This is a genomic window from Neptuniibacter sp. QD37_11, assembly GCF_047778105.1.
Classification (GTDB): domain Bacteria; phylum Pseudomonadota; class Gammaproteobacteria; order Pseudomonadales; family Balneatricaceae; genus Neptuniibacter.
In genome coordinates, this window is sequence record NZ_CP180552.1 from 1,964,390 (window position 1) to 1,978,480 (window position 14,091).

Below are 14,091 nucleotides of genomic sequence, written 5' to 3' on the forward strand. Positions count from 1 at the left end.
TTTTGCCTACATCAAGATCAGAGTACGACTATCAGAAAATATAGGATTAATAGTTTTTGCAGCTACTAATCCCATATTTTTTGAGGATTAAAACAATGACAAACCCAACGGAGCCACACAAGATTCTTGTGATTGGCGGGGGCGCTGGCGGCCTTGAGCTCGTCACCCAACTAGGCCACCGCTACCGAAAAAATCCCTCAGTTGAAGTAACCCTAGTCGATCAAAAACGTTCCCATATCTGGAAACCTCTATTACATGAGGTTGCCACAGGTTCGCTTGATCCAAATACAGATGGCGTTGTTTACCATGCTCACGCGGTTAAACACCATTATGAGTTCGAACTAGGTACTTTTTGTGGCCTAAACAAAGACACAAAAACCGTCACACTGGCTGAAACAGTTGATGAAGATGGTGTTCAAATCCTTCCAGAAAGACATTTGCAATATGACACCCTTGTTTTAGCGATCGGAAGTGTCAGCAATGATTTCAAAACACCGGGCGTAAAGGATCACTGTTTCTTCCTAGATACAGCCAAACAAGCTGAACGTTTCCATAACGCGCTCATTAACAACTTTATGCGAGTAAACCAGCGTGAAAACGGCGTATTAAATATCGCGATTGTTGGTGCAGGCGCAACGGGTGTTGAGCTCGCGGCTGAGCTTTACAACGTAACCGACATGCTTAAGTCATACGGCCTTCCGAAAATGACTGCTAAGCAGCTGAAAGTTACGCTTATCGAAGCTGGTCCACGTATTCTTCCTGCACTGCCTGCTCGCATCTCCGGCTCTGCTCGTGATGAGCTAGCAGCGTTGGGTGTAGACGTATGTGAAGATACGTTGATCAAATCCGCGAACGCTAATGGCTTCGAAACGGCTGACGGCTCGGAAATTGAAGCAGATATGATGATCTGGGCCGCAGGCGTTAAAGCACCTGACTTCCTAGCAGATCTTTATGGCTTTGAGTTAACCCGCACGAATCAAATTCTGGTTAAACCAACGCTTCAATCCAGCATCGACGATAGCATTTACGTGATTGGTGATTGCTGCGCTTGTGCGCAGGAAGATGGTAGCTGGGTGCCACCTCGTGCACAATCAGCACACCAAATGGCGTCAATCGTTAAGAAAAATATTATTCTTACTGAAAAAGGCAAACCACTTAAGAACTTCGTCTATAAAGATCACGGTTCACTGGTAAACCTTAGCCGCTACAGTACCGTGGGCAGCTTGATGGGCAACCTTTCAAAGAACTCTATGTTTATTGAAGGGAAAATTGCTCGTATTGTGTATGTTTCACTTTATCGCATGCACCAGATCGCCATTCACGGCTTCTTCAAAGCGATGATCGTTTATATTGCTGAGAAGATCGGAAAAGTTGTAAGACCAAAGATGAAACTTCACTAAACTTCTCAGGTGGAATAGGAGCGCTGATTGTATATTGTACTATCAGCGCACCTATTCCCACTCATTAAGATAAGCCACTTCACTAGACCAACAAAAGTTCGACCCCTCTCCCATCTTCTCTAGCTCCGCTTTTAAAAATTCTGTAAATACCACCACCTTACTTGGTAGAAAATCCCGCTTAGGATAGAGTAAATACACACCATAACCTTCCGGTTCAATAGGTGGAAATAACGAAACTAAGTCCCCAGAACTTAAACCGTCTTTAAATAGAAAGTGAGGCCCCTGCATCACACCGACATCGATACGACAAAGATCCACCAGCGCCTGACCATCATCAACCACTAAATAGTTTTTGGGATCTAGCTTTTCGGTCTCCCCATCCACTTCAGCCAAAATAGGCATTAACTTACCCGTCTGCTTAAAGCGAAAGCGTATCCATCGATGATTATCAAAATCCTGAAAACTATCGATTGGTCCGAACTTCATAAGGTAGTTTCTTGATGCACAAGTAAGAAAGTCCATAGGGCTCAATTTGTGCAATACCATACGGCTATCAGATACCGTACCTGTTCGGATCGATAGGTCGATTCCCCGTTCGATAATATCGACATATTCATCGGAGAAACTCAATTGCAGGCTAATATCTGGATACTGTTTGGTAAATTTAGAAAGTAATGGAACAATATATAAACGCCCGTAAGCGACCGGTAAATTTACCTTTAAAATACCCGTTGCAGACTCATTACCCGATTTAAGACGCTGCTCGCACTCATCCAGATCTATGAGTAACGCTCTCACCGTCTCGAGATATTCCTTTCCCGCATCAGTAATGGTTAGCTTTCGGGTAGAACGATAAAACAGTGTATAAGCTAACTGCTTTTCTAATCGGCTTATCGCTTTACTCACTGTAGATGCATCAGTACCAAGCACCGCAGCAGCAGCTGCAAATGACCCTTTCTCGCATACAGTAATAAACGTTTTTAAAACATTGAACTTATCCATTCATGAACAATATTCACCAATGAAATTCTGATCAAGATATTTTTCACTTATTACACCAACTATAAAATGGTCGCAATTAACTTTCCGGAGATTAAAAATGAGAAAGCAATTTGTATGTCTAGCAGCAACTCTGGCTTTACTGCTCTTCAGCCAACTGTCATTCGCCGAGAGTAAAAAGATCGGCATCCTTGTCTTTGATGGTGTTCTAACATCCGATGTAACAGCACCATTAGAAGTTTTTGGCGTAGCCAGTAGAAAAACATGGTTTAGTGATTACACACCTATCGTTATCAATGTGATAAATAAGCCTACAGTGACAACTGAAGAAGGCCTAAGCCTAAACAGCCCCTATTGGATTGGTAATGCGCCTGAACTGGATGTTCTAATCGTACCCTCTAGTTACGACATGGACCCGCTGATCGAAAACAGCCAATTGATCCAATTCATTAAAAACACTGCTAAAAACGCCGAATGGATGGCGAGTAACTGCTCCGGTGCTTTCTTACTTGGTAAGGCAGGCCTATTGGATGGATTAAAGGCCACAACTTGGGCTGGAGGTGAAAAGGATCTTGCTCGTACCTTTCCGGATGTAAAAGTCCAATATGACCAGAATGTGGTTATTGACGGTAATGTGATTACGTCCAATGGAAGCTTAGTTAGCTATCAAGCAGCGCTAGTGCTTCTGAGTAAATTAACATCGACCTCTAAAGCTAATGAAGTAGCAGAAGCGCTTCAATACACACGCTTTTCGACTAAGAAATTTGTTTTGTAATTATCTCAGGCTCAGTAAATTTATTTGCTGAGCCTTGTATCATTTAATGTATAAACAAAAAAATATTACTCACACGATACAGTTCGAGTAGAAGCCCACTCTCTTAGATAATCAATCTTTTCAGACATCACTACGGACAGAGGCTGAGTCTTTCGCAACTCTGCATGTAGAAGAGCTTGATCAAGTTCAACATTCTGAGCATGAGCGGTATAAAAAGCAGAGATAACAGCCTGCTCAATTTCAGCACCCGAAAAACCAACGCTTTCTTCGATCAAACGCTTAAAATCAAAATTGCTAACATCGACTCCTTGACGTTTCAAATGAATATCAAAGATTTTAAAACGAATATCGTCATTAGGGAGGTCGACAAAGAAGATCTCATCAAAACGCCCTTTTCGTACAAGTTCTGGTGGTAATGCTTCAATATCATTCGCCGTAGCTACGATAAATACAGGCGCATCTTTCTCGGCCATCCACGTCAACAAGGTACCCAGCATACGTGTCGCAGGTCCGCCCTCATCACTGCCTGATGAGATCCCTTTTTCTATCTCATCTAGCCATAGAACACAGGGCGCCATAACTTCTGCGGTTTGTAGGGCTTCACGAAGATTACGCTCAGTCTCACCGTAAAATTTGTTATAAAGGGCACCGAAATCAAGACGTAATAAAGGCGCATGCCAACTACCTGCAACCGCTTTAGCCGCAAGGCTTTTACCACAACCTTGTACGCCCAATAACAGCATCCCTTTAGGTGCGGGTAAATTACCAACGCCACTATCACCATTAAAAAATGGTTTTCGCTCATTTAACCAATTTTTTAGTCCGTTAAAACCGGCTATATCCGAGAACTGTGCAGTGTCATATTCAAAATGCATATTCCCCTGCTCACTCAATAGCTGATACTTCGTTTCGTTAATTGCAGGGATATCACTGGCGGTGATCGCACCATCATCAAAAATGGCATTTCTTGCCAAACGACGAACATCTGATCGAGTTAAACCCGTTAAATTTCTGACCAAAAGTTGCAGGTTTTCAGAGCTTGCTTGCACTTTAGAGCCTGAGCTTGCTAACCAGCTCTGCGCTTCCTCTCGGACAATCTTTTCTATCTCCCTACGTTCAGGTAGAGCGATATCTAATTTGGCGCTAAGTTTCATAATCTCAACTGGCACTTCCAACGCGTGGCTAAGCAAGATTAACGTATGGCCTAGCTCATGAAATTTGAGCGCTATATCCTTCAATAAACGTACATGCATAGGCTCATCCAAAAACGGATGCAGATCTGCCAATACATAAACACCAGGGGTAGAAACTGATTTAATATGCGCTAGGGCTTCGGTCGGTTGCGAGAATAACTTTTGCGGAGGGAAATCACGATCAATCCGCTGAATGCCATCGGTCAAAGTCCACTTGAATAGCGGCCTTTCATATACAGGCTTAAGTGATAACAGCATATCAACCACCTGATTTTCCTCGGTACTTTCGATGACAATTAGAGGGATCTCAGATTTGATCAAGACTTCCAGTTGATGCTGCACCATGCCTAAACTCCTTTTAAACTAAAGGAGTTACTCTATTACATCTGTAAGTATCTATGCAAAGTAAATCAAATAGTTAACTCGGGCATTTGACCTGTTGACTGAAACAAAGGATCCAAGCCTAATTGCCGTAATAAAGAAAAGGAATTCAGATGAAACTACTGACTTTAATAGTATGGCTGAGCAGCATAGCTATATACCTTGCGAGTGACACTCTAGGGCTTCACGATTATATAACCATCGCCATACCTGCAGCCTTTCTACTCTTATCTTTTATCTTGGTAGAACAGTTCAAAGCGATGTTCAGATGGTTTCATCATTTGATCGTAATTCAAATTTTGGTTTGGTACCTATATTCGATGTACTTACATATGCCAAGAATGGAAGGCAACTTCATAGAACAATACCTTTCATATTCACAGATTTACCTAACTGCTAATTGGTACATTGGTTTTATGCTGTTTTTTGGACTAATTTCGATACCGCAAACAAAGAAGACCAAGCAAGCCATGCTCCACCCAACAATTGAATGCGCAGTACCTGAAGAATCATTAGGCAAAAAATAAGGCGGATAAACCGCCTTATTAGAGTATTAACACTTATAACTTATCGTTCTTTAGGAAACCGAAGCCACATCAGAGATAACCTGGCGTATCCAACGGTGAGCAGCGTTATGTTGTAGCAATGGGCTCCAAGCCATTTTGAACTCAAATTCCGGAATATCAAAAGGCGGTTTTTTCACTACTAATCTGGGGTTTTCAGATTGGATAGAAGCAGCACGACTCGGAATAGTTGCGATAAGACCACGCTGAGAAGCAAGCAAAGCGGCTGATTGATAGTGTCGAGTAAATACCGAGATATGGCGCTTATAGCCAATTGAGTCTAATGCCTCATCAACCCAACCGAGCCGCTTGGTATCTTCAGGCGTGATACCCATACCTGCTCCCATGCCGGTTTTACTCACCCAAACATGATTTGCCCTGATATAAGTTTCCAAACAGTAATCATGGGAAATGGGATTATCTACGGCAAACAAACACGAAAACGAATCTTTCCATAATGTCTTTTGGTGGAAGGATTGCGGCATAGTATCAAAACGGTTGATGACCAGATCAACCAAACCCTGCTCCACTTCAAGAAAACTCATATCACTCGGCGTGAGGATATCAAGGACAACATCTGGCGCTTCACGGTTCAAACGCTTTAATAATCGGGGTAACAATGTCGCCTCACCATAGTCACTGGTCATTATACGAAAGACTCGGTCACTTGATTTAGCATCAAACTCTGTTGTTGGTTCTATAACCTGTTCTACCGATGCAAGGATCTGTCTAAGCAGTGGCTGCAATGATTGAGCACGCTCAGTAGGCACCATTCCTTCACTGGTTCGAACCAAAAGTGGGTCACCAAAGGTTTCACGCAACCGCCGCAAACCGTTACTCATAGCGGGCTGTGTAATCCCAAGCAAGCTGGCGGATCGAGTCACATTACGCTCCCGCAGCAAAATATCAAGATACACCAAAAGGTTGAGGTCGATTTTGTCCAGATTCATATCAATGCCGTAATCATGCGTGTTTCAGTGATAATACCATAGAACTATTCACAGGATAAATACTGCAAATAACAGGCATTTATTTCAATTATAGGGTTAACCGCACTAGAATCGATTGCGAAACTTTTAAGAGTTAGCCGAAAACTGGCTAGCAACTAATATAGAAGGAATGACCATGTCATCACTGAACAAAGACATCGAAAGCATTGCAGGTCTTAAAGCTGAAGCTGGTAGCCCTTGGGACGCAATCAACCCAGAATCTGCTGCACGCATGCGCGCTCAGAACAAATTCAAAACTGGCCTAGATATCGCTAAGTACACTGCTGGTATCATGCGTCGCGACATGGCTGAGTTCGACAAAGACAAAACTAAGTACACTCAGTCTCTAGGCTGCTGGCACGGTTTTGTTGGTCAGCAGAAGCTGATCTCTATCAAGAAGCACTTCGGTTCTACTGAGCGTCGTTACCTATACCTATCTGGTTGGATGGTTGCTGCTCTACGTTCTGACTTCGGTCCTCTACCAGACCAGTCTATGCACGAGAAAACTGCAGTTGCTGGCCTAGTTGAAGAACTATACACATTCCTACGTCAAGCTGACGCTCGTGAACTAGGCGGTCTATTCCGTGCACTAGACAAAGCACGTGAAGCTGGCGATGCTGCTCTAGAAGCTGAGATCCAGTCTCAGATCGACAACCACGAAACTCACGTAGTGCCAATCGTAGCTGACATCGATGCTGGTTTCGGTAACGCTGAAGCGACTTACCTAATGGCTAAGCAGATGATCGAAGCAGGCGCATGCTGCCTACAGATCGAAAACCAGGTTGCTGACGAGAAGCAGTGTGGTCACCAGGACGGTAAAGTAACTGTACCTCACGCTGATTTCCACTCTAAGCTACGTGCTCTACGTTACGCTTTCCTTGAGCTAGGTGTTGACGACGGTGTTATCGTTGCTCGTACTGACTCTGAAGGTGCTGGCCTAACTAAAGAAATCGCTGTAGTTAAAGAGCCAGGCGACCAAGGCGACGTTTACAACTCTTACCTAGACGTTGAAGAAGTTGCTCCAGAAGACACTAAAGAAGGCGACGTACTAATCAGCCGTGACGGCAAACTAGTACGTCCTAAACGTCTAGCTTCTGGTCTATACCAGTTCCGTCAAGGCACTGGCCACGAGCGTTGCGTATTCGATTGTATCGAAGCTATCAATGCTGGTGCTGACCTACTTTGGATCGAGACTGCTGTACCAACAGTTCACGAAATCAAAGGTATGATGGACGAAGTACGTAAAGTACACCCAGATGCGAAACTTGTTTACAACAACTCTCCATCTTTCAACTGGACTCTAAACTTCCGTCAGCAGACTTACGATGCATGGGCTGCTGAAGGTAAAGACGTTTCTGGTTACGATCGCGACAACCTAATGTCTGCTGAATACGACGGTTCTGAACTGTCTGAAGCTGCTGACGCTCGCGTACGTACGTTCCAGGCTGATACTGCTCGCGAAGCGAACGTATTCCACCACCTAATCACTCTGCCTACTTACCACACAACAGCTCTTTCTGTTGATAACTTGGCTAAAGAGTACTTCGGTGACAAAGCTATGCTTGGTTACGTTGAAGGCGTACAGCGTAAAGAGATCCGTCAAGGTATCGCATGCGTTAAGCACCAAAACATGGCTGGTTCTGACCTAGGTGATGACCACAAAGAATACTACGCTGGTGAAAACGCTCTTAAAGCTGGTGGTGCGAAGAACACTTCTAACCAGTTCAGCTAAGCAATACTAGCTAAGGCAAATGTTCTAGCTAGCTAGGGCATAAACCTTACATAGAAAGGCGGCCCCTTTTTAAGGTGTCGCCTTTTTTATACCTGCAACAAATAGTTAGAAAGCTACAAAGGATTCAATTTTAATTTTAGGATAGAATCCCCTACTGCTTTCAACTGCAAACTGATTAAGTGATTTAGATTATGACTACACCTATTTTTCTTAAAGACGCTAAAGAACTGTTAACTGAACAGGGTTTTGCCACTAGTAACACTTGGTACCATGGCACATCTTCCGCGCTGGTCGAATCAATCAAAGATCAGGGGTTAAATCGTTCTGGCGACAAGGCGCTTAAACAAGCTGCCAAACAAACAATGGCGACAATCGGTAATAGCTATACCGAAACAATCGAGCCTGTATTCCTAACGCAAAGTAAAGAACTAGCTTACTTTTGGGCCGCACAAACTGTTAGAAACCGCTCAGTACGTATTGAAGGCGATGAAGAACCTGTAGTTTTTGAAGTGACGCTTTCAGATGATCTAAACAGCCGAGTAAAAACTGATGTAGGCGCAGCGAGTCTATTAATGGTGAAAGAAGGCGAAGCTTATTTGGCTCATTTAGCCGGCCTTTATGAAGAATGCGGCCTAGAAGCACCAGAAATTGATCTAAAAAGCGCTGATCGAATGGATTACCTAAACAAACTAGGCATGGCTTATTACGATTACGACATCGATAAAGATTCTGTGAATTTGCTAAGCGAGTGATCCCATCACCCTAGCCTCACACATATAAAAAGGACGCGATTGCGTCCTTTTTATTGCCTCATATAAAACTATTGTGTTTCGCCGTCCTGCAACTCACAGCTCTGCTCCAAGACCTTCACCCTTTTCAAAGCTTCATCTAAATTCATTTGATCAAGCAAAGCCTGAAGGCCTTGCCGACTTGTCTCTTCACTCAATTCCACTACCTGATACAACTGAAGCAGGTTAAAACCAAGAGAACACGCAAACACAATCGCAAGCAGTATAGCCGCATCTAAATGCAGAGGGACTTTCCGTTTAAGATCCAATCTAGCTTCCTTAATTATCAAAACCTTGATAAGCCAAAGTTCAATTCTATATCTAAGCAACCAAACAAAACCACTGCTAAATGAATGGTACATATTACTGGTAACAACAAACCCAAAGTGTTCGGTTATTCTTTGCCACCCTACATGCCGCTAGGTTTTAATACCGGCAACTCAATACCTCTAATCCAAACTACATTCCTGATTACTTTATAGCCAACTGACTGATAAATAATTGATTATCAAATCTGGCATTAGCTTTGCTGAACTCTTACTGCTAAGAACAGATTTGGAGCCGATCATGCACGCCGTTACACAGACACCAAAGCGCCTAAACGCACTTGAACAGATCCCTGTTCATGAGCAGATTCAGAAGCATGTTAAAGCACTCGAAGAGGCTCCGAGCATTTCCAGCATCGATCAGTTTTACCTAGATATGCTTGAACAGTTTCTTCCAGCCAATCAGAAGACCCGCTACCTTAAGTTACTCAAAAAAGAGATCGTAGCTGTTTTTAGAATCGACCAGATTATGGCTGCAGTGCTATATAGCGATTCCACTATTGAGTCCTTTTCACATCAAGCAACCGAGCATATTAACTCGCTAAACGCCGGCCCATTATCCGTCAGCCGTATTAGTTACATATTGCACAAACAATTTGCTGATCGAGTTTCTGTCGATTATTTTTGTAATGACAACCCAACTTATCATGATCTAAAACTGGGCTACCTATACACAGAAGAAGATTTACAGGCGGGCTTTACTGCAGACGAAACCTCTACAGAAGAACTCATGTGTGACTGGTTGCAGAGTTATCAGCAGTGGATGCACGACTATCTATATTTCAACCTTGCACAGATAACCAAAGAAACCGATAGATTACCGCCTAAAACGCTGTCTCTACTGCAGAACTATAGCGCGGAAGAGAAAGAGCAGTTACAAGCATTGCTTTAGCAGATACATAAACACTTTCTTGTCAGTTAATGGTCTGTGCTATAGATTGAGCGTTTCTCATCTTCAAGAGCACAGCCTTTATGGAATATGTACTACCGCTTTTAATATTGGCGATCGTTTTATTTCTCTACACTAGTCGCCAAAATAATTTAAAACTCGCAGAAGCCAACAAGAAAGCTGGCGAAGAGTTTTTAGCTGAAAACATCAACGATCCGGACGTCATCCAGACAAGTTCAGGCTTGCAGTTTAAGGTTATCGAAAAAGCTGATGGAACATCCAAGCCCAGCGCCACATGCACAGTAAAAGTTCATTATCACGGTACATTGATAGACGGCACAGTGTTTGACAGCTCTGTCGATCGTGGAGAGCCTATTGAGTTTGGTCTCAATCAAGTCATTAAAGGTTGGACAGAAGGCTTACAATTGATGGCAACGGGCGACAAATACCGTTTCTATATTCCATCAAACCTGGCGTATGGGAATGGATCTGCAGGTGTGATTACACCTGGCTCCGTGCTTATATTTGACGTAGAACTGTTAGATTTTAAGAACTGATCGATCTCTGACAGGATGTTCGATCGAGGCAACGCATAGCAAACAGGAAGCCAATTGGCTTCCTGTTATGTATAAACGATTAGATATCGCTTACATCGAATTCAGCTACAGGACTGACATCTGCTTCGTAATCTACGGAGTCGATGCCAAAACCAAATAGTTTCAAGAACTCATCTTTATAAAGCTGGTAATCAGTAAGATCGAATAGGTTCTCGGAAGTCACCTGAGGCCAGATCTCACGGCACGCATTCTGAACTTCTTCTTTAAGCTCCCAGTCATCCATACGGAAACGGTTAGCATCGTCCATTTCAGCTGTATTGCCGTATAGACCTGTATCGAATAAACGCTGAACCTGCTCCATGCAACCTTCGTGTAGGTTCTGCTCACGCATTACCTTAAAGCACATTGCCAAGTACAAAGGCATAACCGGAATTGCTGAACTTGCCTGAGTCACAACAGATTTCAAAACACCAATGTTCGCTTGGCCGCCTGTTGCGTTAAGCTTGCTATCGATTGCTTTAGCAGCACGATCAAGATCCTGCTTAGCTTTACCTAGTGCACCATCCCAGTAGATTGGCCAAGTGATATCTGAACCGATGTAAGAGTAGGCTACAGATTTACAACCATCAGCTAGCACGCCAGCTTCAGATAGCGCGTCCATCCATAGTTCCCAATCTTCGCCGCCCATGACTGTTACAGTCGCTGCGATCTCTTCTTCAGTCGCTGGCTCAACCTCAGCATTGATGATGACATCTTTATTAGTGTCAATCGCTGTAGATTTGTATGGCTCACCGATAGGTTTAAGGCAAGAACGGATAACTTCACCAGAATCTGGCATTTTACGAACAGGGGAAGCTAGAGAGTAAACAACTAGATCAACCTGCTTCATCTCTTCTTTAATTAGCGCAATCGTTTTCTCTTTGGCTTCGTGAGAGAAAGCATCGCCATTCAAGCTTTTAGAGTAAAGACCAGCTGCCTTAGCTTCTGCATCAAATGCTGCAGAGTTATACCAGCCTGCAGTACCTGTTTTACGCTCAGTACCTGGCTTTTCGAAAAACACACCAATTGTCGCTGCGCCCGAACCAAATGCTGCTGCGATACGGGAAGATAGACCGTAGCCACTGGATGCACCAATTACTAGAACACGCTTAGGGCCATTTTCAATAGCGCCCTTCTTCTGAGTGTATTCGATTTGCTCACGCACATTGGCTGCACAGCCAGTTGGGTGAGTAGTAGTACAAATAAAACCGCGAATTTTTGGTTTGATAATCATGGCTAAACGGGTCTCAAATCCATTAGAAAAATTTGGCCTGTAAGATACAGCAATTCATTGCAAGTTGACAGTTTCATGCGGCATCCCTAATTCACAGGCCAAATTTACCGAGATAATTAATTCTTACGAATTGTTACTAACTGATTTTATACATAGGCAGAGATGCTTTCTTTTGGTTATGATGCGCAGATTGCATATTCTATTTAAAGGAACATCCCCATGCAGGAACTACACGGTTACTACCTAGAAGATTTAGAAGTAGGTATGAGCGATAGCTTTGCCAAAACCATTACTGATGCAGACGTGTGCATGTTTGCGGGTATTTCCGGTGACACTAACCCAGTTCACATAAATGATGATTACGCTAAAACAACGCCATTTGAAAAGCGTATTGTCCACGGCATGTTTAGTGCTGCGCTAATCTCTACTGTTGCAGGTACTAAGCTTCCAGGGCCGGGTGCTATTTATGTTGATCAACAGATTAAGTTCCGTGCACCTGTATTTATTGGTGATACAGCGAAAGCAACACTAACAGTTGAAGAGATTGATACACGCCGCCGACGCGTAAAGTGCAAAACAGACGTAACTGTAGGCGATAAAGTTGTTGCTACAGGTACAGCAACCTTTATGGTTGATAAGAAAGAAGCTTAATTTCCTCTTTCTATGCGCTAGCTTTATCTAAGCTAGCGCCTCCTACCCCATATTTATCACTCCTTCCTAATTTTCATGATCCTTATCAATAGAATCGATTAAATTCTAGACTTTAGTCGATTGCGATCCTTCTACCCATGAGTAGAATGTGCCAGCAAAAAATAACAACAAAAATGGACTACCATGAAGAAGATTTTAATTAGCGCCTGCATGCTAGGTGATCGCGTACGCTATGATGGCGGCCATCACTTAATTGACCACCCAACATTGCAGCGTTGGCACAAGGAAGGCCGCTTTGTCCCTATCTGCCCTGAAGTCGCTGGTGGCTTAAGCACACCGCGCCCACCAGCAGAAACTCAGTGCAAATTCCCTATTTTAATCACGACACAAGATGGCAACGACGTTACGCCTGAGTTTTTATCAGGTGCTGAAAGAACCTTAGAAATTGCCAAACGCGAAGGTGTCGCTTGCGCGCTTATGAAGGCTAAAAGCCCTTCTTGCGGCAACAAACGTATCTATGACGGTAATTTTTCCGGCAACCTCGTTGAAGGCTCAGGTGTAGCCGCAGCTGAATTAATGCGTAACGGCTTCCCTGTATTCAGTGAAAAAGAACTGCCTGAACTCTTTGCTTTTATCGAAGATTCTGAAAGGATGACGGCCTGAAACGAATTAGTTAAGAGGCCTATTGATGGAGCAAGAGATTCAAAACGAGCTAGAAACCATTACTCGTTTAACAAATATGGTCATAGATTTTTTCGTCAATTACAGTTTTCAGGTAATTGGCGCAATCATCATCTTTTTGATCGGCCTGATTGTCGCTCGATCAATAGGCAAGTTCGCTCTTAAGCTATGCGAAAGGAATAGCGTTGATGTTACCCTGAGCTTATTTATAGCCAGTACCGTAAAACTGCTAATCATAGCGATGGTATTGGTGATTTGTTTAGGTAAATTTGGTATCAGCGTTGCGCCTTTTGTGGCAGCGATCGGCGCAGTATCTCTAAGTGCTGGACTAGCTCTACAAGGCGTGTTCTCCAATTATGGTGCAGGTTTCACCATTATCTTGACCCGCCCTTTTGTCGTCGGTAATACAATTACGATTAACGATATTTCTGGAGTCGTAACAGAGATTAAGCTCGCACATACCCTACTGGCCACAGAAGACGGCGAGATCATTACAATTCCCAACAAGCACATCGTCGGCGAAGTAATAACCAATTCTTTCGCTAATAAAGTTGTCGAAGCCTCTGTTGGCATTAGCTACAGTGCAGATCCAGAGGTTGCGATACACGTAATCAAACAATCCTTAGCCCAGTTTGATGAACTCTCCCAAGAATCACCGCCACAAGTGGGCATCGAAGCCTTTGCAGATTCTTCTATCAATATTGCTTACCGTTATTGGGTGCCGACTGACCGCTATTTTGAAGTGCAATATCAAGTGAATTTAGCTGTATTTAAAGCACTTCAAACCGCCGATATAGAAATTCCATTCCCTCAACGGGAAGTTACATTGAAAAATGCAGCTGCTGAGTAGTTTTTTCCTTGGCAGCACCACTGCAGCCACCTACAATGTGGCGA

15 protein-coding genes are annotated in these 14,091 nt (G+C 43.4%); 10 read left to right on the plus strand and 5 right to left on the minus strand.

Annotated elements, in window-relative coordinates; all coding sequences use genetic code 11:
• The first annotated feature begins 95 nt into the window (after nucleotides 1-95).
• On the plus strand, nucleotides 96-1,400 hold the full coding sequence (locus ACMXYT_RS08980; RefSeq protein WP_415881419.1) for an NAD(P)/FAD-dependent oxidoreductase: 1,305 nt from the start codon (nucleotides 96-98) through the stop codon (nucleotides 1,398-1,400).
• A gap of 51 nt (nucleotides 1,401-1,451) precedes the next feature.
• On the opposite strand, the gene ACMXYT_RS08985 is transcribed toward ACMXYT_RS08980, so the two are convergent.
• Entirely contained in the window at nucleotides 1,452-2,402 is a 951-nt protein-coding gene (locus ACMXYT_RS08985) for a LysR substrate-binding domain-containing protein (protein WP_415898391.1), read from the minus strand.
• A gap of 97 nt (nucleotides 2,403-2,499) precedes the next feature.
• Between ACMXYT_RS08985 and ACMXYT_RS08990 the strand changes: the two genes are divergently transcribed.
• Entirely contained in the window at nucleotides 2,500-3,174 is a 675-nt protein-coding gene (locus ACMXYT_RS08990; protein WP_415898392.1) for a DJ-1/PfpI family protein, read from the plus strand.
• A gap of 65 nt (nucleotides 3,175-3,239) precedes the next feature.
• Here ACMXYT_RS08990 and ACMXYT_RS08995 read toward each other — a convergent pair whose 3' ends face one another.
• A complete protein-coding gene (locus tag ACMXYT_RS08995; RefSeq protein WP_415898393.1) occupies nucleotides 3,240-4,712 on the minus strand; it encodes an AAA family ATPase in 1,473 nt (490 codons plus the stop codon).
• Between the two features lie 149 nt (nucleotides 4,713-4,861).
• On the opposite strand from ACMXYT_RS08995, the gene ACMXYT_RS09000 reads away from it, so the two are divergent.
• A complete protein-coding gene (locus ACMXYT_RS09000) occupies nucleotides 4,862-5,275 on the plus strand; it encodes a hypothetical protein (RefSeq protein ID WP_415898394.1) in 414 nt (137 codons plus the stop codon).
• A 50-nt stretch (nucleotides 5,276-5,325) separates the two neighbouring features.
• On the opposite strand, the gene ACMXYT_RS09005 is transcribed toward ACMXYT_RS09000, so the two are convergent.
• The gene (locus tag ACMXYT_RS09005; protein ID WP_415881424.1) at nucleotides 5,326-6,261 is read right to left on the minus strand and encodes a LysR family transcriptional regulator; all 936 of its coding nucleotides are present in this window, start codon (nucleotides 6,259-6,261) and stop codon (nucleotides 5,326-5,328) included.
• A 175-nt stretch (nucleotides 6,262-6,436) separates the two neighbouring features.
• Here ACMXYT_RS09005 and ACMXYT_RS09010 point away from each other — a divergent pair, with 175 nt between their 5' ends.
• Together ACMXYT_RS09010 and ACMXYT_RS09015 are read left to right on the plus strand one after the other, a co-directional pair.
• Nucleotides 6,437-8,032 (plus strand): isocitrate lyase, encoded by a 1,596-nt coding sequence (locus ACMXYT_RS09010; RefSeq protein ID WP_415911343.1) that lies wholly within the window; start codon nucleotides 6,437-6,439, stop codon nucleotides 8,030-8,032.
• Nucleotides 8,033-8,223: 191 nt separating this feature from the next.
• Nucleotides 8,224-8,784, plus strand: a complete 561-nt coding sequence (locus tag ACMXYT_RS09015; RefSeq protein WP_415898396.1) for a hypothetical protein — start codon at nucleotides 8,224-8,226, stop codon at nucleotides 8,782-8,784.
• A gap of 68 nt (nucleotides 8,785-8,852) precedes the next feature.
• On the opposite strand, the gene ACMXYT_RS09020 is transcribed toward ACMXYT_RS09015, so the two are convergent.
• Nucleotides 8,853-9,089 (minus strand): hypothetical protein, encoded by a 237-nt coding sequence (locus ACMXYT_RS09020; protein WP_415898397.1) that lies wholly within the window; start codon nucleotides 9,087-9,089, stop codon nucleotides 8,853-8,855.
• Nucleotides 9,090-9,387: 298 nt separating this feature from the next.
• On the opposite strand from ACMXYT_RS09020, the gene ACMXYT_RS09025 reads away from it, so the two are divergent.
• Both ACMXYT_RS09025 and ACMXYT_RS09030 read left to right on the plus strand, forming a co-directional pair.
• On the plus strand, nucleotides 9,388-10,038 hold the full coding sequence (locus tag ACMXYT_RS09025) for a hypothetical protein (RefSeq protein ID WP_415898398.1): 651 nt from the start codon (nucleotides 9,388-9,390) through the stop codon (nucleotides 10,036-10,038).
• Between the two features lie 80 nt (nucleotides 10,039-10,118).
• Nucleotides 10,119-10,592, plus strand: a complete 474-nt coding sequence (locus ACMXYT_RS09030) for an FKBP-type peptidyl-prolyl cis-trans isomerase (protein ID WP_415905745.1) — start codon at nucleotides 10,119-10,121, stop codon at nucleotides 10,590-10,592.
• A 79-nt stretch (nucleotides 10,593-10,671) separates the two neighbouring features.
• On the opposite strand, the gene fabV is transcribed toward ACMXYT_RS09030, so the two are convergent.
• Complete coding sequence (fabV, locus tag ACMXYT_RS09035) at nucleotides 10,672-11,865, minus strand: enoyl-ACP reductase FabV (protein ID WP_415898400.1); 1,194 nt, start codon at nucleotides 11,863-11,865, stop codon at nucleotides 10,672-10,674.
• A gap of 219 nt (nucleotides 11,866-12,084) precedes the next feature.
• Between fabV and ACMXYT_RS09040 the strand changes: the two genes are divergently transcribed.
• The 3 genes from ACMXYT_RS09040 to ACMXYT_RS09050 all read left to right on the plus strand — a co-directional run bounded on the left by ACMXYT_RS09040 (nucleotide 12,085) and on the right by ACMXYT_RS09050 (nucleotide 14,047).
• Nucleotides 12,085-12,516, plus strand: coding sequence for a MaoC family dehydratase (locus ACMXYT_RS09040; RefSeq protein ID WP_415881432.1), 432 nt, complete (start codon nucleotides 12,085-12,087; stop codon nucleotides 12,514-12,516).
• Nucleotides 12,517-12,699: 183 nt separating this feature from the next.
• Nucleotides 12,700-13,179, plus strand: coding sequence for a DUF523 domain-containing protein (locus ACMXYT_RS09045; protein WP_415898401.1), 480 nt, complete (start codon nucleotides 12,700-12,702; stop codon nucleotides 13,177-13,179).
• A 25-nt stretch (nucleotides 13,180-13,204) separates the two neighbouring features.
• Complete coding sequence (locus ACMXYT_RS09050; RefSeq protein WP_415898402.1) at nucleotides 13,205-14,047, plus strand: mechanosensitive ion channel family protein; 843 nt, start codon at nucleotides 13,205-13,207, stop codon at nucleotides 14,045-14,047.
• Nucleotides 14,048-14,091 lie beyond the last annotated feature (44 nt).